Origin of the sequence: Herbaspirillum sp. CF444, assembly GCF_000282135.1 — a bacterium.
In the GTDB taxonomy this organism is placed as follows: Bacteria; Pseudomonadota; Gammaproteobacteria; order Burkholderiales; family Burkholderiaceae_D; genus Herbaspirillum.
On sequence record NZ_AKJW01000025.1, the window covers coordinates 1 to 24555 of the forward strand.

General features: G+C 60.2%; 19 protein-coding genes. All 19 read right to left on the reverse strand.

From position 1 onward, the window contains the following. Window positions 1-84 precede the first annotated feature (84 nt). Window positions 85-849 carry an enoyl-CoA hydratase gene (locus PMI16_RS06550; RefSeq protein ID WP_007877666.1) on the reverse strand — a complete coding sequence of 255 codons (765 nt, stop codon included), beginning with the start codon at window positions 847-849 and terminating at the stop codon, window positions 85-87. A 77-nt stretch (window positions 850-926) separates the two neighbouring features. Next, a complete protein-coding gene (locus PMI16_RS06555; RefSeq protein WP_007877667.1) occupies window positions 927-2123 on the reverse strand; it encodes an acetyl-CoA C-acyltransferase in 1197 nt (398 codons plus the stop codon). 44 nt (window positions 2124-2167) lie between these two features. Beyond that, complete coding sequence (locus PMI16_RS06560) at window positions 2168-4555, reverse strand: 3-hydroxyacyl-CoA dehydrogenase/enoyl-CoA hydratase family protein (protein WP_007877668.1); 2388 nt, start codon at window positions 4553-4555, stop codon at window positions 2168-2170. A 322-nt stretch (window positions 4556-4877) separates the two neighbouring features. Continuing rightward, complete coding sequence (locus PMI16_RS06565) at window positions 4878-6668, reverse strand: acyl-CoA dehydrogenase C-terminal domain-containing protein (RefSeq protein WP_007877669.1); 1791 nt, start codon at window positions 6666-6668, stop codon at window positions 4878-4880. Window positions 6669-6751: 83 nt separating this feature from the next. Continuing rightward, window positions 6752-7465, reverse strand: coding sequence for a TetR/AcrR family transcriptional regulator (locus PMI16_RS06570; RefSeq protein WP_007877670.1), 714 nt, complete (start codon window positions 7463-7465; stop codon window positions 6752-6754). Between the two features lie 262 nt (window positions 7466-7727). Continuing rightward, window positions 7728-8105, reverse strand: a complete 378-nt coding sequence (locus PMI16_RS06575; RefSeq protein WP_007877672.1) for an RNA-binding S4 domain-containing protein — start codon at window positions 8103-8105, stop codon at window positions 7728-7730. Between the two features lie 101 nt (window positions 8106-8206). After that, window positions 8207-9382: an acetyl-CoA C-acetyltransferase gene (locus PMI16_RS06580; protein ID WP_007877673.1), complete on the reverse strand. Its 1176-nt coding sequence runs from the start codon at window positions 9380-9382 to the stop codon at window positions 8207-8209. A gap of 352 nt (window positions 9383-9734) precedes the next feature. After that, complete coding sequence (gene katG, locus PMI16_RS06585; protein WP_007877677.1) at window positions 9735-11912, reverse strand: catalase/peroxidase HPI; 2178 nt, start codon at window positions 11910-11912, stop codon at window positions 9735-9737. A 326-nt stretch (window positions 11913-12238) separates the two neighbouring features. Then, on the reverse strand, window positions 12239-13399 hold the full coding sequence (gene clsB, locus PMI16_RS06590) for a cardiolipin synthase ClsB (RefSeq protein WP_007877678.1): 1161 nt from the start codon (window positions 13397-13399) through the stop codon (window positions 12239-12241). Window positions 13400-13471: 72 nt separating this feature from the next. Further along, window positions 13472-14266 (reverse strand): endonuclease/exonuclease/phosphatase family protein, encoded by a 795-nt coding sequence (locus PMI16_RS06595; RefSeq protein WP_007877679.1) that lies wholly within the window; start codon window positions 14264-14266, stop codon window positions 13472-13474. Window positions 14267-14303: 37 nt separating this feature from the next. Beyond that, window positions 14304-14819, reverse strand: coding sequence for a dihydroneopterin triphosphate diphosphatase (nudB, locus tag PMI16_RS06600; protein WP_007877680.1), 516 nt, complete (start codon window positions 14817-14819; stop codon window positions 14304-14306). 70 nt (window positions 14820-14889) lie between these two features. Then, on the reverse strand, window positions 14890-15798 hold the full coding sequence (locus PMI16_RS06605; protein WP_034379437.1) for a LysR substrate-binding domain-containing protein: 909 nt from the start codon (window positions 15796-15798) through the stop codon (window positions 14890-14892). 110 nt (window positions 15799-15908) lie between these two features. Continuing rightward, window positions 15909-17141 (reverse strand): metal-dependent hydrolase family protein, encoded by a 1233-nt coding sequence (locus PMI16_RS06610; protein ID WP_007877682.1) that lies wholly within the window; start codon window positions 17139-17141, stop codon window positions 15909-15911. Window positions 17142-17162: 21 nt separating this feature from the next. Next, window positions 17163-18464 (reverse strand): MFS transporter, encoded by a 1302-nt coding sequence (locus tag PMI16_RS06615; RefSeq protein ID WP_007877683.1) that lies wholly within the window; start codon window positions 18462-18464, stop codon window positions 17163-17165. Between the two features lie 311 nt (window positions 18465-18775). Continuing rightward, entirely contained in the window at window positions 18776-20581 is a 1806-nt protein-coding gene (gene aspS / locus PMI16_RS06620; RefSeq protein WP_007877684.1) for an aspartate--tRNA ligase, read from the reverse strand. A 132-nt stretch (window positions 20582-20713) separates the two neighbouring features. Beyond that, on the reverse strand, window positions 20714-21358 hold the full coding sequence (locus PMI16_RS06625) for a DUF502 domain-containing protein (RefSeq protein WP_007877685.1): 645 nt from the start codon (window positions 21356-21358) through the stop codon (window positions 20714-20716). A 23-nt stretch (window positions 21359-21381) separates the two neighbouring features. Continuing rightward, on the reverse strand, window positions 21382-21765 hold the full coding sequence (locus PMI16_RS25220; protein ID WP_007877686.1) for an FmdB family zinc ribbon protein: 384 nt from the start codon (window positions 21763-21765) through the stop codon (window positions 21382-21384). A gap of 213 nt (window positions 21766-21978) precedes the next feature. Then, window positions 21979-23355 (reverse strand): alpha,alpha-trehalose-phosphate synthase (UDP-forming), encoded by a 1377-nt coding sequence (otsA, locus tag PMI16_RS06635; RefSeq protein WP_007877687.1) that lies wholly within the window; start codon window positions 23353-23355, stop codon window positions 21979-21981. A 66-nt stretch (window positions 23356-23421) separates the two neighbouring features. Beyond that, window positions 23422-24555: glycoside hydrolase family 15 protein (locus PMI16_RS06640; protein WP_007877689.1), on the reverse strand; the 1134-nt coding region annotated here is incomplete at its 5' end.

The window sequence follows — 24555 nt, forward strand, 5'->3', positions numbered from 1 at the left end:
CAGGCCCATCCCTGACGGGATGAGCCTGATTTTCTACTCCTATATAGGATGTCGCGCGATGCCTGACCTTTACCCCTAAAGCAATCAGACGAACTTCGTAAAGTCCGGCTTACGCTTTTCAAAGAACGCCGTAAAAGCTTCCTTCGCCTCCGGCGCCGTCAACATCTTCGCAAAGTGATCGATCTCCACCGCCATCTGCGTCTCGGTTGCTGCGACACGGTTCTTCTTCATCAATTGCTTGGTGACGCGAATCGAACTTGCCGGCAACGCAGCCAGCTTGGCCGCCTGCTTCTGTGCATAAGGTAGCAACTCTTCCACCGTCAACACACGATTGACGATGCCCATGTCGCGCGCCTCGGCCGCGTCGAAGGCTTCGCCCAGCAGCAATTTCTCGGCGGCGCGCTGGTAGCCGACCAGATGCGGCAGCAGCAGCGACGATGCGGCTTCGGGGCACAAACCCAACTGGGTGAATGGCATCGAGAACTTGGCATTGTCCGCCGCATACACCAGGTCGCAATGCAGCAGCAAGGTAGTGCCGATGCCGACGGCAACGCCCGAAACCGCCGCCACTACAGGTTTGCTCGCGTGGCTGATCTCCCACAAAAACTTGAACACCGGCGCTTCCTTGCTATTGGGAGGATTCTTGAGGAAATCCTCCAGGTCATTGCCCGCGCTGAAAGCCTGCGGCTTGCCGGTGAACAGGATGGCGCGCACGGCATTGTCGGTCTCGGCGTCTTTGATGGCGTCGGCCAGCTGCTGGTACATCGCTGCGGTAATGGCGTTCTTCTTTTCCTCGCGATTGAAGCCGATGGTCAGAATGCCATTGTCTTTGGTGATTTGAATGTCCATATGTCTCCGATAAAAAAAAGCCGCACGGCCAGTGACTGTGCGGCTTGATTCCCAAGCTTTGTCGTTTTGGTTCTGACTTACATGCGTTCGAAAATGCCGGCCGCGCCCATGCCCGTACCGACGCACATGGTGACCATGCCGTACTTCAGATTCTTGCGGCGCATCGCATGGATGGTGGTCGCCGCGCGAATGGCGCCGGTCGCGCCGAGCGGGTGGCCGAGTGCAATCGCGCCGCCCATCGGGTTGACCTTGGACGGATCCAGACCCAGATCCTGAATCACCGCCAGCGCTTGTGCCGCGAAAGCTTCGTTCAGCTCGATCCAGTCCAGCTGGTCCTGGGTGATGCCGGCCGCGCGCAGGGCGACGGGGATGGCTTCCTTCGGACCGATGCCCATGATTTCCGGCGGCACGCCGCGTACTGCGAACGAAGCGAAACGCGCCAGCGGTGTCAGGTTGAATTGCTTGAGGATCTTTTCGCTGACCAGGATCAAGGCGCCGGCGCCGTCGGAAGTCTGCGAGCTGTTGCCTGCGGTGACGCTGCCCTTGGCGGCGAACACCGGTTTCAGCTTGGTCAGTGCTTCGATGGTGCTGTCGGCGCGCGCGCCCTCATCCTTGTTGACGGTGCGGGTCTTGATGTCGATCTGACCGGTCGCCAGGTTGGGAAAGCGTTCGACGATGTCGACCGATGTCGTTTCATCGTTGAATTCACCGGCCAGTTGCGCTGCAATCGCCTTCTGATGCGAGGCCAGTGCGAAAGCGTCCTGCGCTTCGCGCGAGACCTTCCATTGCTGGGCGACTTTCTCAGCGGTCAGGCCCATGCCGTAGGCCATGCCGATGTTTTCGTCCTTGAATGCGCTCATGTTGACCGATGGATGGAAGCCCATCATCGGCACCATGGACATCGACTCGGCGCCGCCGGCGATCATGACGTCGGCCTGGCCGACGCGGATGCGGTCCGCCGCCATCGCAACCGCGGTGATGCCGGATGCGCAGTAACGGTTGATGGTCACGCCGCCGATGGTGTTCGGCAAGCCGGCCAGCAGCACGGCGTTACGCGCCATGTTGAGGCCCTGCGCGCCTTCCGGGAAGGAACAGCCGATGATGGCGTCTTCGATCAATTTCGGGTCGAGGCCCGGGACTTGCGCAATCGCGGATTGAATCACGCGCACCAGCAGGTCGTCCGGGCGCACGTTCTTGAACATGCCGCGCGGCGCTTTGCCGATCGGGGTGCGCGTCGCAGCGACGATGTAGGCGTCTTGAAGTTGTTTGGTCATTTATGGCTCCTGATTTTTTACGTGGCTCGATGCATTGGCGAAAATTAATTCCGAACAGGTTTGCCTGTTTGCATCATTCCCATGATTCGCTCTTGCGTCTTCGGATGGTTCAGCAGTTCCATGAACGCCTTGCGCTCCAGATCCAGCAACCATTGCTCGTTGACCACGCTGCCCTCTTCGACTTCGCCGCCGCTGACGATCTCGGCGATCATCTGGCCCAGCTTGAAATCGTGGGCGGAGATAAAGCCGCCGTCGCGCATGTTGACCAGCTGCGCCATGATGGTGCCGACGCCATAGCGGCCGACCACCGCCACTTGCGGCGCCAGCGCCGGACGGTAACCGGAGTCGAACATCGCGCGCGCTTCGACCTTGGCCACGTGCAGCAATTCATAAGGATTGAAGACGATCACGTCGTCGGCCTTGAGGTAGCCCAGCTTGCGTGCTTCCAGCGCGGACTTGGAGACGTTGGCGGTGGCCGCAGCCAGCATGTAGTCCTTGAGGAATTGCAGGATGTCGTTGCCCTTGGCTTCCCTGGCGGCGCGCACGGCCGCTTCCTTCAGGCCGCCGCCGGCCGGGATCAGGCCGACGCCGACTTCCACCAGGCCGATATAGGACTCGATCGAGGCCACGCGCTTGGCGGTATGCAACAGCAGTTCGCAACCGCCGCCCAGCGCCAGGCCGGCGACTGCGGCGACGACCGGGACGTTGGCGTATTTCAGGCGTTGATGCGCCTGTTGCAGGTGATGCACGACCGGCTCGATGGCCTTGACGCCGCCCGACATGAACAGCGGCAGCATCGACTGCAGGTCGGCGCCGGCCGAGAACGCGCCGCCTTCGGCTGCATCCGCGTGCCAGATCACCAGGCCCTTGAAGTTTTTCTCTGCTTCGTCGATGGCCTTGTTCATGCCGTCGATGACGCCCTGGCCGATGACGTGCATCTTGGTCTTGAAGGACAGGATCAGGACGTCGTCGTTCTGATGCCAGATGCGGACTGAATCGTCCTCGAAGAACGTGGTGCCGGCGGTCTTGCCGTCGGCGGCGCCTTCGCCGACCAGCGGCGCGCGGAATGCCTGGCGTTGATACACCGGCAGTTCGGAGCGGGCAACGTTGGCCTTCTTCGATGGCGACCAGGAACCTTGCGCAGTGTGGACACCTTCACGACCATCGAACACCCATGCCGGCAGCGGTGCCGTCGACAACGCCTTGCCGGCGTCGATGTCTTCCTTGATCCAGGTGGCGACTTGCTGCCAGCCGGAAGCCTGCCATGTCTCGAACGGGCCGACGCTCCAACCGAAGCCCCAGCGCATCGCGAAGTCGAGGTCGCGCGCGTTGTCGGCGACGGTTTCCAGATGCACGGCGATGTAGTGGAAGGCATCACGGAAGATCGCCCACAGGAACTGGCCTTGCGGGTTGGTCGAATCATGCAGCGCCTTCATGCGCTTGACCGGATCCTTTTCCTTCAGGATGCGCGCGATGATGTCGTCGGCCTTGCCGCCGCCCGGGACGTAATCGCCCTTGGCCGGATCGATGCGCAGGATGTCCTTGCCGACCTTCTTGTAGAAACCGGCGCCGCTCTTCTGGCCCAGCGCGCCCTGCTCGACCAGCTTGGCCAGCAGCGGCGGCGTCGCATACGACGAGAAGAAAGGATCGTCCTTCAGGTTGTCCTGCATGGTCTTGATCACGTGACCCATGGTGTCCAGGCCGACCACGTCCGCCGTGCGGAAGGTGCCCGACTTGGCGCGGCCCAGCTTGGCGCCGGTCAGGTCGTCGACGACATCGACCGACAGACCGTATTTTTCCGCTTCAATAACGGTCGCCAGGATGCCGAACACGCCGACGCGGTTGGCGACGAAATTAGGCGTGTCGAACGCGCGCACCACACCCTTGCCCAGCGTGGTGGTCAGGAAGGCTTCAAGCTGGTTGAGGATTTCCGGATTGGTGGTGGCGGTCGGGATCAGTTCGACCAGATGCATGTAGCGTGGCGGGTTGAAGAAGTGCACGCCGCAGAAGCGCGATTTCAGTTCGGCGTCGAAACCTTCGGACAGCGCAGTGATCGACAGGCCGGAGGTGTTGGACGCGAAGATGGCGTTCGGCGCGATGTGTGGCGCGACCTTCTTGTACAGGTCGTGCTTCCAGTCCATGCGTTCGGCGATGGCTTCGATGATCAGGTCGCAGCCCTTGAGCAGTTCGATGTCGTCTTCGTAGTTGGCGACCTGGATCAGCGATGCGTCTTCCTTGTTGCCCAAGGGCGCAGGGCTGAGTTTTTTCAGGTTTTCGATGGCGCGCTGGACGATGCCGTTTTTCGGACCTTCCTTGGCCGGCAGGTCGAACAGGACAACCGGCACTTTGGCGTTGATGCAGTGCGCTGCAATCTGGGCGCCCATCACACCCGCGCCGAGAACGGCTACTTTTTTGACGATGAAGTTGGACACGCGTGTCTCCTTGTAGTGATGCAGAAATGAGGTCTGACTAGTCAGGAAGCAAAGGACAGTACGACAAACCCGGAAAACCCCGACGGCTTGCGACACTCTACGCCTTCCCGCAATTTTTTACAGCATGCTGTGCTGTGATGACACTGGCGTGACGGCGAGGTTCGAAAAACTTGCCGCCTGGCTGGTACTTCAGGCATTCACGCCTCTGGGTCCCAGCGTTCGCTGGGACGACGGATTAATTTGAGGTCGATGACAGAATCAAACACCTTCAAATCTCGCACCGTCGTCCTGACGAACGTCAGGACCCAGCGGCGTTTGTGACTTAGAACAGATCCGCGTCCAGGGCCATCAGATTGGCCGAGCCCGAACGGGCCTGACGAATCAGCGTTGCCGTTTCAGGCAGCAGGCGCGCGAAATAGAAGCGCGCAGTCGCCAGCTTGGACTTGTAGAAGTTGTCGCCCGAATCCTGTTTTTCCAATGCAATCTTCGCCATTTGCGCGAAGAAGTACGCATAGACCAGATGGCCCACGACGCGCAGATAAGGCACGGCGGCGGCGCCGACTTCGTCCGGATTCTGGAAGGCCTTCATGCCGATTTCCATGGTCAGCTTGGATACCTTGTCGCCGATGTCGGCCAGCGGCGAGATGAACTCGGACATCGCTTCGTCGGTGCCGTTGTCTTCGATGAATGCCTGGACTTGCGCACCGAACTTCTTGAGTTTGGCGCCGTTGTCCATCAGGATCTTGCGGCCCAGCAAATCCAGCGACTGGATGGTGTTGGTGCCTTCATAGATCATGTTGATGCGGGCGTCGCGCACGTATTGCTCCATGCCCCATTCGGAGATGTAGCCGTGGCCGCCGTAGACTTGCAGGCACTCGGAGGTCGCGATCCAGGCGTTGTCGGTGATGAAGGCCTTGATCACCGGCGTCAGCAGCGCGACCTGGTCGGCGGCTTCCTTACGGACTTCTTCGTCCGGGTGATTCAGTTCCTTGTCCAGTTGCAGCGCGACGTAGGAGCAGAATGCGCGGCCGCCTTCGGCGTAAGCCTTGGCAGTCAGCAACATGCGGCGCACGTCGGGATGGACGATGATCGGATCGGCGGCCTTGTCCGGCGCCTTGACGCCCGACAGGCTGCGCATCTGGATGCGGTCCTTGGCGTAGGCCAGCGCGTTCTGATACGCGACTTCGGTCAGACCCAGGCCTTGCATGCCGACGCCCAGGCGGGCGGCGTTCATGAACACGAACATCGCGTTCAGCCCCTTGTGCGGTTCGCCGATCAGCCAGCCGACTGCGCCGTCCAGATTCATCTGGCAGGTGGCGTTGCCGTGGATGCCCATCTTTTCTTCGATGGCGCCGCAGGCGATCGGATTGCGCGAACCCAGCGAGCCGTCGGCGTTCGGCATGAACTTCGGCACGATGAACAGCGAGATGCCCTTGGAACCTTGCGGCGCATCCGGCAGGCGCGCCAGCACCAGGTGGACGATGTTGTCCGACATGTCGTGCTCGCCGGCCGAGATGAAGATCTTGCTGCCGGTGATCTTGTAGGAACCGTCGGCTTGCGGCTCAGCCTTGGAGCGCAACAGGCCGAGATCGGTGCCACAGTGCGACTCGGTCAGGCACATGGTGCCGGTCCATTCGCCGGAAACCAGCTTCGGCAGGTACAACGCTTTTTGCTCGTCGGAGCCGTGCGCATGGATGCACTCGTAGGCGCCGTGCGACAGCCCGGGATACATGGTCCACGCCTGGTTCGACGAGTTCAGCATTTCGTAGAAAGAGTTGTTCATGACCAGCGGCAGGCCTTGGCCGCCGAACTCCGGATCGCAGGACAGCGCCGCCCAACCGGCTTCCACGTATTGCTTGTAGGCTTCCTTGTAACCCTTCGGCGGCGTGACGGTCTTGGTTTCCTTGTTGTAGGTGCAGCCTTCGCGGTCGCCGGAATGATTCAGCGGGAACAGCACCTGCGAGGTGAACTTGCCGCCCTCTTCCAGTACCTGGTCGATCAGTTCGCGGTTGGTGTCGGCGTGCGCCGGCAAGGTCTTGAGGACGTCTTCTACCTTCAGCAACTCATGCAGAACGAATTGCATGTCGCGAAGGGGGGCGTTGTATTGGGGCATGTTTTGTCTCCGGCAGAACTGATGAATCAAGAAATGAATCAGGAAATGACTCAGTAATAGTTGAAACTAAAATCGCAAACTAACTAAGCGGCTTTTTTGGCAGCCGCGCCTGTACTTTTCGTGCTTTTGCTGCCGGCGGCCTTGTCGGCTGCCGACATTTGCGGTGCCTGCGGGTTGCGGTAACTGTCGATCAGGCGGTCGAAACCGGCCTGCGCGCGTTCCACGCTGCCCGGGATCTTGAGGAAGCGCGCATCGTGGTGCAACGCCAGGATCAGGCCGTAGATTTCATAGACCATTTGCTCGACGTTGATGTCGTCGCGCAGGTGGCCCATTTCCATCGCTTGGTTGATGCAGCGATGCAGCGCGTCGCGCCAGGCCTGCACCATCGCTACCAGATGATCGCGGATGGCGCCCGGACGGTCGTCGTATTCGACCGCCCCGCTGATGTAGATGCAGCCGAGCGCGATTTCCACGCTGACCAGCTTGACCCAGCGCGCAAACATGCCTTGCAGGCGCTGCAGGCCGCGCGGCTCCTTGATGCTGGGATAGAAAACTTCCTGCTCGAAACGATGATGGTACAAGCGCACCACCTCGATCTGCAGGTCTTCGCGCGAGCCGAAATGGGCGAACACGCCGGATTTGCTCATCTTCATTTTTTCGGCGAGCAAACCGATGGTGAGGCCTTCCAGGCCGTCGCGACTGGACAGTTCCAGCGCCACGTCAAGAATGGCGGCGCGCGTCAACTCGCCCTTGCGCATGAACTTCGGCCGTGTCACGGAGGAGGATGTCTCAATCATTGTTGTATCTCGAAAAACGCCAACTGTTACGTGCTGCACCGATCTTTATTGTTGTATTCGGCCTACCCGGGCAGCGCAGAATTTTTTATGCGAACGGTCGTACTATTATTCATTGCATGGCAAATGTCAAACAAAAAATGGAGACTCTCTCAAATTGATTCTGGGGATGCGGCAGCGCCACTGTCTCGGCAAAGCCGGACGGTCATTTCGCACAGGGGAAAAGATGCCGGCCAGGCAAGTCGGCGCGGCAGGGATGGATGGTTCAGGAAGAGGATTGATCCAGCAAACGGCGGTCGCGCTTGGTCGGACGGCCCTTGATGGCGGAGGCGGGTTCGCGGAAAAAATGATGCTGTTCGGCAAGCAGGCGACGCTTTTCGACGCTGGCGGCGGTTTCACCGTACAGCGTTTGCGCCACGGCCGCCGACCCGCGTTTACCGGAGATACCGCAGACGACGACTTCCCATTCGGTGGAGCCGTTGTCGATCAGCAAGGTGTCGCCGATCTTCACATTGTGCGAAGGCTTGGTACGGTCGCCGTTCAATTTGACCTTGCCGCGCTCGACTGCATCGGTCGCCAGCGAACGCGTCTTGAAAAAACGCGCTGCCCAGAGCCATTTGTCGATGCGTATAACGTCAGCCATAGCTTGAATCGATGAAAAATGAAAATGCCGGCCTCGCATTCATCAAGGCCGGCATATCCGTTACTGCCAATGCCGGCGACAGCTGCCGCCGGCAAACCACATCAGCGCTCGACCGCCAGCGCCACGCCCATGCCGCCGCCGATACACAGGCTGGCCAGGCCGCGCTTGGCGTCGCGACGGACCATTTCGTGCAGCAGCGTGACCAGCACGCGGCAGCCGGAGGCGCCGATCGGGTGACCGATCGCAATCGCGCCGCCGTTGACGTTGATCTTGCTGGTGTCCCAGCCCATTTGCTTGTTGACCGCAATCGCTTGCGCCGCAAAGGCTTCGTTGATTTCCATCAGATCGAGGTCTTGCGGCGTCCAGCCGGCCTTCTTCAAGGTCAGTTGCGACGCCGGCACCGGGCCCATGCCCATGATGCTCGGATCCAGACCGGCCGACGAGTAGGACTTGATCTTGGCCAGCACCGGCAGGCCCAATTCGGCAGCCAGCTTGGCCGACGTCACGATCACGGCAGCCGCGCCGTCGTTGATGCCGGAAGCATTGCCGGCGGTAACGCTGCCTTCCTTGTTGAATGCAGGACGCAGACTTGCCAGCGCTTCGGCGGTGACACCCGGTTTGATGAATTCATCGGTGTCGAACAGGACGGTTTCTTTCTTGCCCTTGATTTCGATCGGCACGATTTCGTCCTTGAACTTGCCGGCTTTTTGCGCGGCTTCCGCCTTGTTTTGCGAAGCGGCGGCAAACTCGTCCTGCTCCTGGCGGGAGATGTCGTATTTCTTGGCGACGTTTTCGGCGGTGATGCCCATGTGGTACTGGTTATACACATCCCACAGACCGTCGACGATCATGGTGTCGGTCAGCTTGGCATCGCCCATGCGGAAGCCGTCGCGCGAATTGTTCAGCACGTGCGGCGAAGCGCTCATGTTTTCCTGGCCGCCGGCGATGACGATCTGCGCGTCGCCGCATTTGATCGCCTGCGCCGCCAGTTGCACCGCCTTCAGGCCACTGCCGCACACCTTGCCGACCACGAAGGCCGGGACCATGTCGGGCAGGCCGGAGCGGATCACCGCCTGGCGCGCCGGGTTCTGGCCGACGCCGGCTGTCAGCACCTGGCCGAGGATGACTTCGCTGATGCTTTCAGGTTTGATGCCTGTCTTCGCCAGCAATGCTTTGATGACTTGCGCGCCCAGATCGGAGGCGGCAATTTTCGACAAGGAACCGCCGAACTTACCGACTGCTGTTCTCTGTGCTGCAACAATAACGACGTCATCCATGTTTCACTCCTTTGATTAAATATCCGAAGTCTTTCCGGGGGTGGACTGACTTGCTTGTTGAAATCCGGACGTCCATCTTAGTCCATTTCAGAGGCAATGGCGATATGGTGTATTTTCGGTATGAAGAGGACGTTTATTCAAAGATTTTTGTCTATAGTGAAGCTGGATGTGCGACTGCCGAAAAACCGCGCATGCAGCGATCCGAACGCGGCAAACCGCGGTCGCGCATGAAGAACACCGGCATATTGAAGTGAAAAAGCGATGCACCTGTACAGATGCATCGCTTTCATTGTTACGACTCAGCACTGAGCCTGGATTGAAAACGGCATGTGCCCACGCCATTTTCACGTCATTACGCCAAATCGTAGCGATCGGCGTTCATCACCTTGACCCAGGCCGCGACGAAGTCTTTGACGAACTTTTCCTTTGCGTCGGATTCGGCATACACCTCGGCGAGAGAACGCAGCACGGAGTTTGAGCCAAAGACCAGGTCCACCCGTGTGCCCGTCCACTTGACTTCGCCGCTCTTGCGGTCGCGCCCCTCGAACACCTCTGCATCGGTCGCCAGCGGTTTCCACTGCGTGCCCATATCGAGAAGGTTGACGAAGAAGTCGTTATTCAGCACGCCCGGCGTATTGGTGAACACGCCGTGCCTGACGCCGCCGACGTTGATGTTGATCGCACGCAGGCCACCGATGAGCACGGTCAGCTCGGGTGCGCTTAAATTCAGCAACTGCGCCCTGTCAATCAGCAAGACCTCCGCTGGTACGCCGAACTTCTTGCCGGCGTAATTACGGAAGCCGTCAGCCCGCGGCTCAAGCACGGCGAAGGACTCCACATCCGTCTGATCCTGCCGCGCATCGTTACGTCCCGGTGTGTATGGCACGGTCACGTTGACGCCTGCGGCCTTGGCCGCCTGCTCCACCCCAACGCCGCCGGCCAGCACAATCAGGTCGGCCAGCGATATCTTCTTGCCGCCCGTGGCCGACTGATTGAAATCGGACTGAATACCCTCCAGCGTCTTGAGTACCTTGGCCAGTTGCACCGGCTGATTGACATCCCAATCCTTCATCGGGGCCAGGCGAATACGCGCACCGTTGGCGCCGCCGCGTTTGTCCGAGCCGCGGAAAGTCGAGGCTGACGCCCACGCAGTGCCGACCAGTTCGCTCGTCGACAAGCCGGAGAGCAGCACCTTGGCCTTGAGTGCAGCCACGTCGGCGGCATCCACCAGCTTGTAATCCACGGCCGGAATCGGATCTTGCCAGATCAGTTCTTCAGCCGGCACCTCAGGCCCCAGATAACGTGCACGCGGCCCCATATCGCGGTGCGTCAGCTTGAACCAGGCGCGGGCAAAGGCTTCGGCAAAGGCCTGCGGGTCTTCTGAAAAACGCTGGGAAATCTTGCCGAATTCCGGGTCGAAGCGCAGCGTCAGGTCGGTGGTCAACATCGTGGGCTTGTGGAATTTTCCCTTGACGTGCGCGTCTGGAATGATGTCCTCGGCATCCTTGGCGACCCACTGCTTCGCACCGGCGGGCGATTTGGTCAGTTCCCATTCATACTTGAACAGGTTCTCGAAGAAGTTGTTGCTCCACAATGCCGGGGTCTTGGTCCAGGTCACTTCCAGACCGCTGGAAACAGTGTCCTTGCCGTGGCCCTGGCCGAAATTGCTGACCCAGCCCAAGCCCTGCGCCTCTATCGGCGCGCCCTCAGGCTCAGCCCCCTTGTGCGATTCCGGTGCCGCACCGTGGGCTTTGCCAAAAGTGTGGCCACCGGCAATCAAGGCAACGATTTCTTCATCGTTCATCGCCATACGGCCAAACGTGGCGCGGATATCCTTGGCTGCGGCCATATAGTCGCCGCTGGCATTCGGACCTTCCGGGTTCACGTAAATCAGACCCATATGCGTCGCGCCCAGGTTTTCATCCAGTTCGCGGTCGCCGGAGAAGCGCTTGTCCGTGCCCAGCCAAGTGGTTTCCGCCCCCCAGTTCACGTCCGTATCCGGATCCCACACGTCGGCGCGACCGCCGGCAAAGCCGAAAGTACGAAAACCCATGGACTCCAGCGCCACATTACCGGTCAGAATCAGCAAGTCGGCCCAGGAAATTTTTTGACCATACTTCTGCTTGATCGGCCAAAGCAGGCGACGCGACTTGTCAATATTCACATTGTCAGGCCAGGAATTGAGCGGTGCAAAACGCTGCTGGCCGCGCCCGCCGCCGCCGCGCCCGTCCAGAGTGCGGTAAGTGCCCGCCGCATGCCAAGCCATGCGGATGAACTGCGGACCATAGTGACCGAAATCGGCCGGCCACCAATCCTGGCTGTCCGTCATCAACTTGACCAGATCGGCCTTGAGCGCCTTGTAGTCCAGCTGTTTGAATGCTTCAGCGTAATTAAACTCCTCGCCCAGTGGGTTGGACTTGTTGGAATGCTGGTTCAACAAGTCAACGCGCAACTGGTTTGGCCACCAGTCCTTGCTGGTCGTACCGCCACCGGCGGCATGGTGAAATGGGCACTTGGCTTCGGTTGACATAATGAAGTCTCCTGGTGTTGTCGCGGCCCGGAATGAACCGCGAAAAATTGATGAAAAAAGAATGAACCTATAGAGAGCCTTGCTCGATATTCCGTTCAATGTATTGACGCTAAGCCCGCTAACACTTCCAGCCAGCCGAGATGATCCATGGCCAGCTGGATGCGGTACTGCATGAACTTTAATTAAATTAATTAAAAATAAGAAATTGATTGTTTTTATTGATTGGATAGGAATTTCGTTGCAGCGACAAATTTGCCCGACCGCCGGCAAAAATAAAACTGCATTATCGAGCAAACCTGTGCAAAGACAGTGACAAGAAACGCGTATCAGGCGTCCTGCCCCAGCGTGATGACGTGGATGATCCCGCGGTAGCACAAAAAAGCCGTGCCGTACCAGAGCTTCTTGTACCACGGCGAATGCTCGAAATCCTGCAGCTGCACCAGCCGGCCCTCGCTCAGTCCTACTTCGATTTCGTTGCGCAGCGTATGAGCGAAATCGACGTCGCTGACGACCACGTTGGCTTCCTGATTGACGAACAGGCTCAGACCATCGTAGTTGCTGGAACCGACCGTCGCCCATTCGTCATCGATGACGGCAACCTTGGCGTGCAATTGCGTCTTGGTGTATTCGACAATGCGCACGCCGGCACGCAGCAGCTTCGGATAGAAAGAATGCGCCACGGCATCCTGCAGATAAAATTGCCCCACGCCCAGCAGCAAGGTCACCTTCACGCCGCGCATGGCGGCCTCCTCCAGCGCCCGCCGCAATTTACGGCCCGGCGCGAAATACGGATTGGCGAGGAAAGCGGTTTCGCGTGCCCGCCCCAGCGCCTGCAGATAAGCGCGCTGGATGGTGCGGCGGTTGCGCAGATTGTCGCGCACCACCAGCCCTGCCAGCGCCTGTCCGGGCTCGGTGCCATGCCGCGTGTAACGCGCCATTTTGAATTTGTCCCAGCGCGCACGCAGTTTCATCTTGCCGATGCGTATCCACTGGTTTTGCATTTCCTCGTGGATCGCTTCGACCAGCGGACCGCTGATGCGCACCGCAAAATCCCAGCGCGGTGCCGGCAGGGTTGCATGACTGGCGTCATCGAGAAAATCGTCAATGATGTTCAGGCCGCCGACAAACCCCCATTTGCGATCCACCACGCACAACTTGCGATGACTGCGCGCGACGCCACGGCGGAACCAGGGATTGAACGAGCGATGCTGGACGCCGGCCTCGACCAGCGTCGCCTTGACCTGCTTGCTGGCGACACGGCCGGTGCCGACCCAGTCGGTGATCACGCTGACGATCACGCCGCGCCCGGCCGCACGCGTCAAGGCATCGCGCACCAGGATGCCGGTGTCGTCGATGCTGAAAATATAAGTCTCGAGATAGATTTCGACGCGCGCTTCGTCGATGGCGGCGATCAGCGCCGGAAAAAACTCCGCACCGCTGCGCAGCAACGTGATGTCATTTTCGCCGCTATAGCTGATTACGCGCATGGCGGGACCGGAGATGGGAAGAAACTCGACGTCAAATTGGACAAGGGGAAACCGGGGGAAGTGGCGTTGCCGTCATTTTAAGCGCAAGGTGCTGACGATGGGCGCGTGATCCGACAGCGTAGCCCACAAGCCGCCGCGCAAGACCTGCGCCGACTCGACTTCAAACCCGCGCAGATAGATACGGTCGAGCCGCAGCCACGGCATCGACGCCGGGAAAGTACGCGCCGGCTGCACCACCTGTCGCATGCCGCCCAGCTTGCGCAGATAGCCCATCAGGCCGTGCGGCATGGATTGCTGCTCGAAGACTTCGGTGACGCCCAGGCGAATCCGCAGGAAGTCGCTGAGCTTGTTGCCCCAGTCGTTGAAGTCGCCCGCGATGATCAGCGGCACGTCGGGCGGCGAGGAAGCGCGCACGGCCTCGATGAGTGCAGCAGTCTGGCGATGGCGACTACGCGCAAACAAACCCAGATGGATGACATAGCAGTGCACTTCAACGCCGTCGATATTGACCACGCAATGCAGGATGCCGCGCGACTCATAGGCGTGATCAGAAACATCCTGATTACGCGAAGATGCAATCGCAAACCGCGAGAGGAAGGCATTGCCGTGATGGCCATGGTCGTACACCGCGTTCATGCCGTAGGCAACGTGATGCGACTCACCGGCAAGATATTCATGCTGGGCCTGCTGCGGCCAATGCGCGGCATGGCGTATAGCAATGCGATCGTGCCGCCCCTGCACTTCCTGCAGGAACAGCAAGTCGGCGTCGAGCTGGGTCAGCGCCTGCTTCAGCGCATGAATGCGCGGGCGTCCGCTGAAAGAGGTGACGCCTTTGTGGATGTTGTAAGTGGCTATGCGTAACTTCATAGATCGGCAAAACCCCTTGTTGATGTTGCTGTAGCAACTATGGATGGGAGCGATCTGGTCCGGCAGAAATATATTGCGGCAACTGCAGAATCGCCTCTGCATTCGACGGCGAAAAACATTGATCGGCGGCCTCGCGATACGGCAACCACTGGTAACGCGTATGTTCGCGCGGCGCCAGCGTCACCGGAATCCCCTGCGGCACCAGCAAGCCGAACACGTGCTCGGTGTTGCGCGTCACACCCGGCGCATAACGATGGCGCCAGACCGGATAAATTTCGTACACGTTGGACAACTGCCAGTCCAGCAGATGATCGCACGGAACCCGATTTGCGACTGTCGGCGAAACACTGATTTCGTCACTGACCAAGATCCCGGTTTCTTCACCCACCTCGCGCCGGGCAGTTTCTGCCAGAGGCTCATCCAGCATGTCTTTGGAACCGGTCACCGACTGCCAGTAACCAGCCTTGTCAGTACGTTCGATCAGGAGGACCTCGAGTTGTTCAGTGTAAATAACAACCAGGACGGACTCGGGAATTTTAAATGGACGGTTCATTTCTCTTGAGCATGTGACAACGTTGCCAACACTCATTGTATCGTCAGCGGGAACTCTGCGGTGCGCACAGTCATGCTTCCATCGAGGCCGCGCTCTCCTCCACCAGCCAGTTGCGAAAGCTGCGTGCCGCCGCATGTTCGATACGGTCGCGCGGCCACACCGCGTAATAACCGCCGCCCAAGCTGGCGCTCGCTTCACAGGCACGCACCAGCAGGCCTTCGCGCATGCAGGCATCGATCATGTGGCGCCAGGCCAGGACGATGCCATGGCCTTCCATCGCCAGCTGCAACAAAATCGGATATTGGTTGGAAAGGATCTGATGCTCGATGCGCACGTCGGCGAGATCGTTCTGCGCCATCCAGTTCTGCCAGGACAACCACTGGCGTTGACCGTCTTCCTGCATGAGCAGGGTTTCCTGCAACAAGTCTTTGGGTGCAAGCGTGCGTCCGGCCAGATAAGCAGGTGAACAAACCGGGAAGACTTCTTCATCGTACAGCCGCCGCGCCGCCAGGCCAGACGGCGGCCCGTCGCGCAGGAAGTAGATGCCCATGTCGAAATCGGTTTCCGACAAAGCGGCCAGGCTGTCGTTGACGATCAACCGCAGATGGCACTCCGGCTGCAGCGCCCGGAAGCGCGCCAGACGCGGCGTCAGCCACAGCACGGCAACGCCGGAAGAACAGGCGACGGTGAGTTCGCTGTGTCCTTTGCGCTTCATGATGTCTTCGGTGACCTCGGCGCAACCGACCAGCAGGCGCTGCACCTCTTCGGCGTAGCGCTGGCCGCTGACGGTCAGCCGCAAGGCGCGCGGTTCGCGGATGAAAAGCTTCTTGCCAAGGAAACGTTCGAGCTGCGCGATCTGACGGCTGATGGCACTCTGCGTCAGATGCAGCTCTGCCGCGGCGCGCGTGAAGCTGCTGTGCCGCATGGCAGCCTCAAACGCGATCAGCGACGGTAAAGGAGGAAGTGGAGAAATACGCATGATGGGGCCCGTGATCGAACAAGGGACAAAGAAACAAACTACTCAGAACCCCATCATAGAGCGAAAAACGTGCCCGGCAGGCACCGAATCACATACTGCTCAAAACCGGCTTAGATACGGCTGCGATGCAGATAGCCGCCTTGCATGACCAGCGACAGATGCTCGCCCTGCCCCGCCAGCAAACGAATGTCGTCAAGCGGATTGCCGTCGACCACGATCAGATCGGCACGCGCACCGGCACGGACGGTACCCAGCTCGCCCTCGCGCTGCAGGATGGCGGCGGCAATCGAGGTTGCCGAACGAATCGCTTCCAGGTTGCCGAGGATCTCGGCGCGGATGACGAACTCCTGCGACTGATCCTGATGCATCTCGCCCAGCAGATCGGAACCGAAACCCATCTGCACGCCGTGCTCGGCATAAATCTTCAGTGAATCACGACCGGCCTGGCGCACCGATTCGATCTTGGCAACCGAATCCGCCGGCAAGCCAAGACGCGCACCATCGCGCGCCAGCGAGTCGTACGTCACCAGCGTCGGCACCACGAAGGCGCCATGCTCACGCATGACGCATGCTGCATCGGCATCCGCCAGATTGCCGTGTTCGATGGTACGCACGCCGCAACGCACGGCGCGTGAAATGGCGCGTCCGGTGTAAGCATGCGCCATGACGTAAGTCTGTGCAGCTTCCGCTTCGGCGACGATAGCGCGGATTTCGTCTTCGCTGTATTGCGTGTTGCCGATCGGATCGGTCGGCGATGCGACGCCACCGGAGGCCATGATCTTGATCTGCGTGGCGCCCTTCTGGATTTCTTCGCGCGCAGCCAGACGCACGGCATCGACGCCGTCCGCCACGCGGGCAATCGCACCCGCGCGGAATGCGCAGGAGCATGGCTCCAGTACATCAGAACGCGGACGGAAATCGCCATGGCCACCGGTTTGCGACAAAGCCTTGCCCGATGGAAAAATCCGCGGACCCGGCACCAGTCCGATGGCAATGGCTTGCGCCAGTCCCCAGTCGGCGCCGCCGGCATCACGTACCGTCGTGAAGCCGCGGTTCAGCATGGCCTCGACAATCGGCAAGGCGCGAATCGAAGTCAATGAGCCAGGTTGCAGCGCATTCGCGCCCAGGTTCGCCAGTGAAGCCAGCACGTGGACGTGACAATCGATGAGGCCGGGCATGACGGTCTTGCCGCTGACATCGATACGCTTGGCGTCAGGCGCATCGATAGGTGTCGACGACACATCGATGATGCGATCGTTTTCAATCAGAACATCGTGGCGGAGCAGCAAACTGCCGTGGGCCGGATCAAGGATGTTTCCGCCCTGCAGGAGAATCTTGGTCATGGAAAAATTGAAAATTCGAAATTAAGCTTGTTGCAAATACGATGGCTCACGCACGAAACGGGTGCCGACCAGACTGATGGCGGCGGCGATCATGACGTAGAACGCCGGCGCCATGGTGCTGCCGGTGGCGGCGATCAGCCAGGTGATGAAGAACGATGCGAAGCCGCCGAAAATAGTCACCGCCAGGTTGTAGGCAACCGACAAGCCGGTCGACAGCACCTTGGCAGGAAACAGTTCGGAGAATGCCGCCAGAATCGGACCGGTGTAGGTCGCAATCAGGATGCCGAACACCAGTTGGAAAATCAGCAACGAGAACAGACCCGGCGTCGCGTTGATATAAGCGAACATCGGATAAGCCAGCAGCAAAATCAGCAGCGCTGCACCGGACAACAAACCGCGGCGACCGAAGCGGTCAGCGATGCGGCCGACGATAGGCGCAAACACCATGATGCACAGACCACCCACCATGCCGGCGATGAAACCGGTCGACTGCGGCAGCTTCAGCACCTTGATCGAATAGGTCGGCATGTAGAACAACAGCACGTAGGTACAGACGGTCCACAGGATCACCATGGAAAAGCTCGCCAGCGTTTCACGCGGGAAGTTGCTGATGATTTCCTTGAGCGGCGAATCGGTCTTGTCCTTGGCTTCAAGGAAAGTCGGCGTTTCGTCGAGGTGATGGCGGATGTAATAGCCGACCGGGCCGATAATGATGCCCAGCAGGAAAGGCAGGCGCCAGCCCCAGCCCGCCAGCGCCTCAGGACTCAGGCTGCTGGTGACAAAGGTGCCGACTGCAGCACCCAGCAACACGGCCACGCCGATGCTGGCCTGGATCCAGCTGGAATAGTAAGCACGTTGCTTGACCGGTGCGTACTCGGTGAGGAAGGCGGTGGCGCTGCCCATTTCGCCGCCGGCCGAGAAACCTTGCAGCAAACGCGCGACCACGATAATCAAGGGTGCAAACAGGCCGATCTGCTCATAGGTCGGCGCAATACCGATCAGCGTCGTGCCCGCCGCCATCAGCAGTATCGTCAGCGATAGCGCCGCCTTGCGGCCGACGCGATCGGCATAAATGCCGAGCAGGATGCCGCCGACCGGACGCATGAAGAAGCCCACTCCGAAAGTCGCCACCGCCAGCAGCAGGGAGGTCAGCTCGTTACCGGTCGGGAAAAACAGCTTGGCAATGATGACGGCAAAGAAGCTGTAGACGGTGAAGTCAAACCACTCGAGCCCGTTGCCGATCACGGTGGCGACAATCGCTCGCCGTCGTTGGTCGCCGCTGACAACAACCGGTGCAGCAGCATAAGCAGCATTGGTTTGCATGATCTCCCCCTTAGATTGAACACATGGACATGCGTTGGATAATAGGGTCAGCAAGAAGCAAGCCGGAAATGATATCTGCGCATGTCGCCATGCTTGCAGCGCATGCATGCGTAAAAGATTTATATCCAATCGTCATGCCGACATCCCCGATGCACAGACACCGGGCTGCTCACAACAAAGCATTCCACGGTGCGAACATGTGGCGACAACAAAAAACGTGGACGTAAAAAAAGGCGCAATGCATTGCTGCATGCGCCTTCCTTTTTGTCCGCGCCAATCAGGGCCAAGGCGCGGACGGTATTACAAAAAACTTAAGCCTTGATCGCAGGTTCCGCATTGCGCAGGCGGATGTGCAGTTCGCGCAGTTGCTTCTCGTCGACCGCCGACGGTGCTTGCGTCAGCAAATCCTGCGCGCGCTGGGTCTTCGGGAAAGCGATCACGTCGCGGATCGACTCGGCGCCGGCCATCATGGTGACCAGGCGATCCAGGCCGAAGGCGATGCCGCCGTGCGGAGGCGCGCCGTATTGCAGCGCGTCCAGCAGGAAGCCGAACTTCAGGCGTGCTTCTTCGTCGTCGATCTTCAGCGCGCGGAACACCTTGCTCTGCACGTCGGCGCGGTGGATACGGACCGAACCGCCGCCCATTTCCCAACCGTTCAACACCAGGTCGTAGGCCTTGGCGATGGCGGCGCCCGGGTTGGTCGAGATGAAATCTTCGTGGCCATCCTTGGGCGAGGTGAACGGGTGATGCAGCGCGACCCAGCGCTGGTTGTCTTCGTCGTATTCGAACATCGGGAAGTCAACCACCCACAGCGGACGCCAGGCGTCGTCGAACAGGCCGTTCTTCTTGCCGAAGTCGCTGTGACCGATCTTCACGCGCAGCGCGCCGATCGCATCGTTGACGACCTTGGTCTTGTCGGCGCCGAAGAAAATCAGGTCGCCGTCCTGCGCGCCGGTCTTCTCGACGATGGCGGCCAGTGCGGCGTCATGCAGGTTCTTGACGATCGGCGATTGCAGGCCGTCGCGGCCCTTGGCCTTTTCATTTACCTTGATGTAGGCCAGACCCTTGGCGCCGTAGATGGCGACGAACTGGGTGTAGGCGTCGATTTCCGAACGCGGCATTTCGGCGCCGCCCGGCACGCGCAGGCCGACCACGCGGCCGCCTTCACTGTTGGCTGCGCCGGCGAAGACCTTGAATTCGACATCCTTCATGACGTCGGTCAGTTCGGTGAATTCCAGCTTGACGCGCATGTCCGGCTTGTCCGAACCGTACATGCCCATCGCGGTGGCGAAGTCCATGACCGGGAACGGGTCCGGCAAGTCGATGTCGAGCACGTTCTTGAACACCAGGCGGATCATGCCTTCGAACAAGTCGCGGATTTCCTGCTCGTTCATGAACGAGGTTTCGCAATCGATCTGGGTGAATTCAGGCTGACGGTCGGCGCGCAGATCTTCATCGCGGAAGCACTTGGTGATCTGGTAGTAACGGTCGAAGTTGGCGACCATCAGCAGTTGCTTGAACAGCTGCGGCGATTGCGGCAGCGCGAAGAATTCACCGGCGTTCACGCGCGACGGCACCAGGTAATCGCGCGCGCCTTCCGGGGTCGACTTGGTCAGCATCGGCGTTTCGATGTCGATGAAGCCTTGCGCGTCGAGGAACTTGCGCACTTCCATCGCCACCTTGTAACGCAGGCGCAGGTTGTTTTGCATTTGCGGACGGCGCAGGTCCAGCACGCGGTGCGTCAGGCGGGTGGTTTCCGACAGGTTGTCGTCGTCCAGCTGGAACGGCGGCGTGACCGACGGGTTCAACACTTGCAGTTCGTGCGCCAGCACTTCGATCTTGCCCGACTTCAGGTTGGCGTTGCCGGTGCCTTCAGGACGGTTGCGCACGACGCCGGTAATGCGCAGGCAGAATTCGTTGCGCACGGCTTCGGCATTCTTGAACACGTCGGCGCGGTCGGGATCGCAGACGACCTGCACCAGGCCTTCGCGGTCGCGCAAGTCGATGAAGATCACGCCGCCGTGGTCGCGGCGACGATGCACCCAGCCGCACAGGCTGACGGTTTGGCCGAGCAGTGCCTCAGTGGTGAGGCCGCAGTATTGAGTTCGCATGGACATATTCAGGTTCCGTTTATTCAGTTTCGTTTGATTCAGTTCTTGTGTGTTCTTTGATGCTGGCAAAGTCAAAGTGAAGGCGGGGCAGAACAGCGCGCGCATGCATATTGGAAGCGCGCGGCGCTGGACGCCCCGTCAATTATGCTTGCCCGCATCGGTGGCGATGTCGGTGATGATCTTCTTGTCCGCCTGCATCTCCGGCGCCACCACGCCCATCGAGACGATGTACTTGAGCGCTTCGTCCACGCTCATGTCCAGTTCGACGGTGTCGGCGCGCGGCACCATCAGGAAAAATCCTGAGGTCGGGTTCGGCGTGGTCGGCACGTACAAGCTGACGTAGTCGCCTTGCAGGTGGTTCTTCACTTCACCGCCCGGGATGCCGGTCAGGAAGGCGATGGTCCACGAGCCCTGGCGCGGATACTGCACCAGCACCGCCTTGCGGAAGGCGTTGCCGGATGACGAGAACAGCGTGTCGGACACTTGCTTGACGCTGGAGTAGATCGACTTGACCACCGGAATGCGGGTCAGCAGGCCTTCCCACAGCGACACCACCTGGCGGCCGATGAAGTTGCGCGTGGCCAGGCCCGTGATGAAGATGATCAGCAACGTGAGGATGGTGCCCAGGCCGGGAATGTGGAAACCGACCAGCGCTTCCGGCCGCCAGCTTTCCGGCAGCAGCAGCAGCGACTGATCCATGGTGCCGATGATCAGGTTGAGCACCCACACCGTGATTGCCAGCGGGACCAGGATCAGCAGACCGGTGATGAAATATTTGCGCATGGGATGGGGTTTCGCAGTTTTGCTCAAGAAGCGCTAGGCGTACTTGGAGCGCTGGAGGCGCTCGGCGTACTCGGGGCCGCAGCAGGCGCAGGATTAGCCACCGGTGCTGCAGCAGTTGTGGATGCAGCGGCAGGCGCAGCAGCAGCGCCATCGGAAGACGCCGGCGCTTCGGTCGCAGGCAAGGCCGTCCCGGTGGCACCGGTGCTGTTGGCGACGCCGCTGCCGTTGCCGCGGAAATCGGTCACATACCAGCCCGAGCCCTTGAGCTGGAAGCCGGCGGCGGTCAATTGTTTCCTGAAGCTGTCCTTGTTGCAGGATGGGCAAACGGTCAACGCGTCGTCAGACATCTTTTGCAGCACATCTTTGGCAAAACCACACGCTTCGCAGCGATACGCGTAAATCGGCATGAATTACTCCGGCAAAAATCGTCCAAAACCCTGAATTATAAAGGTTTTTCAGACGTTTTTACGAGCGTGCTGCGGATCAGGCCAATCAATGCCGTTTCAAGACCGGCCAAGCGCCTGCCGGATGCTGCCCAATGACAATAAATTAGCGGTCAGACAACGATAAAATCGCTGCAACCGGCCGATTGTCTGCGGAAAAAGGATAAATTCGATTTTTTAACGCGATTGTTCCAGCGTTTGCAAGAAACTGCTGCACCACCAGTGCACGTTGAACTCGCGGATCCCGGCCAGCAAGGCGGCATGGCGTTGCTTGCGTTCCTCCAGCGGCATCTGCAAGGCATGCTGGATGGCCTGCGCGGTGCCGTGCGTGTCGTAGGGATTGACCAGCAGAGCCTCTTTCATCTGCTCGGCGGCGCCGGCAAAACGCGACAGCACCAGCACACCGGGATCATTCTCGTCCTGAGCCGCGACGAATTCCTTGGCCACCAGATTCATGCCGTCGCGCAACGGCGTCACCAGCGCCACCGCGCAGGCACGATACAAACCCGGCAGGCGCTTGCGCGCCACGGTGCGATGCATATAGCGAATCGGCATCCACTCGAAATCGCCATAGTCGCCGTTGATGGCGCCGCACAGGCTTTCCAGCTCGCGCTGGATGTCGCCGTAGGCGTCGACGTCTTCGCGGCTCGGCGAGGCTACCTGCAGCAGCGTCGCGCTATGCCGGTTTTCCGGATATTGCAGCAGCAGCTCGCGGAAAGCGCGGATGCGATGCGGCAGCCCCTTGGAGTAATCGAGCCGGTCGACGCCGATCAGCAGGCGTCGCCGCGAATATTCCTGGCGCGTCGTCTCGAAGGTCTCGCGCGCCTCGCGCGCGCGGCCGAGACGCTGGAAGTCGTCGACGTCGATCCCGATCGGAAAAGCCTTGGCCTGCACTGTGCTGTTGAAGGCGCGGAACTGACTGGCGCCGACAGTCTCTGCAGTGGCCTCGGCTTTGACGTAATGCGAGAAATGCAGCAGATCGGCTTCGGTCTGGAAACCCACCAGGTCGTAGGCAAACAAGGCGCGCATCAGCCATTCATGCGAAGGAATCGCCGCCAGGATCTGTTGCGGCGGCAACGGAATATGCAGGAAAAAACCGATGCGGTTGCCGCAACCCATGGCGCGCAATTCGGCGGCCAGCGGGATCAGGTGATAGTCGTGGATCCAGATCAGGTCATCGGGCTTGAGCAGCGGCATCAGCTTGCGCGCGAACAGTTGATTGACGCGACGATAACCGCCCAGATGCCCCGCTTCGAAATGCGCCAGATCGAGCCGGTAATGGAATACCGGCCACAGCACGCCGTTGGCATAGCCGCGGTAATAAGCGTCGTGGTCTTCGGCGCACAGATCGAGTTCGGCCAACGTGACGGATCCGGCCTGGCCGACATGCAAGGCGCCTTCGCCGGGCGTGCCGTCTTCGACGACCTTGCCGCTCCAGCCGAACCAGACGCCGCCGGTGCGTTTGAGGGTTTCACCCAGCGCCACCGCCAGTCCCCCGGCCGCCGGTTTGCGCGGATCGGCGAGACGATTGGAAACTACGACGAGGCGAGACATGGTGAAGCTCCTTTTTTGTTGCGTCGGATGGATTGAAACAATGGTAGATGCATAGGCCGAAGAACGTCAGATGACGCTCTCCCAGGAGGCGGACAAGCGCATCGCACAATTGATGATCCCGACCATCGAATACGTCTGCGGAAAATTGCCCCACATCTGACCGGTGACCGGATGCGTGTCTTCGGACAGCAGGCCGACGTGGTTGCGCGCCGCCAGCATGGCTTCGAAAATCTCGCGCGCCTGCTCCTTGCGACCGATGCGCGCGAGCGCGTCGATGCGCCAGAAGGTGCAGATGTTGAAGGCGGTCTCGGGACGACCGAAATCGTCGGGCGCCTCGTAACGGCGCATGTAGGGGCCGTCGCACAGGTATTTTTCCAGCGCGTCGACGGTGGCGATGAAGCGCTTGTCGGTCGGCGCAATCAGGCCGACCTCCACCATCAGCAAGACGCTGGCGTCGAGGTCGCGACCGCCGAAACTTTCGGCGTAGGTCTGGCGTTCCTCGTTCCAGGCTTCGGTCAGGATGCGCTTGCCGATCATGTCGGCGCGCCCATGCCAATGCGCTGCGCGATCGGCCAGTTCGAGCCGCACCGCAATCTTGGCGAGCCGGTCGCAGGCGGCCCAGCTCATCAGCGCCGACGAGGTATGGATACGCGAACGCGTGCGCAACTCCCACATGCCGGCGTCGGCCCGGTCGTACATTTCAAAGGCGCGCTCGCCGACGGCTTCCAGATGGCTGAACTGTTCGATGCCGGCGCGATGATGCAAGCGGGCATCGTGGAAGGCCTGCGCCGCGCCGAGCACGATGTTGCCGTAGACGTCATGCTGGAAATGTTCGTAGGCCTGATTGCCGACGCGCACCGGCGCATGGTGGCGATAGCCGGGCAGGTGGTCGAGGATCTGTTCCGGCAGAGCTTCTTCGAGGCCGATGCCGTACAGCGGCTGCACGTGGCCGCCGGCGGAACGCACCACGACGTTGGTGAGCCAGCGCAGATAGTCTTCCATGGTGCCTAGCTCGGAAATGCTGTTCAATGCGCGCACCACGAAAAAGGCGTCGCGCAACCAGCAATAGCGATAGTCCCAGTTGCGCGCGCTGCCCGGCGCTTCCGGCACGCTGGTGGTCATGGCGGCGATGATGGCGCCGGTGTCTTCGTATACCGACAGCTTGAGCGTGATGGCGGCGCGGATCACGGCGGCCTGCCA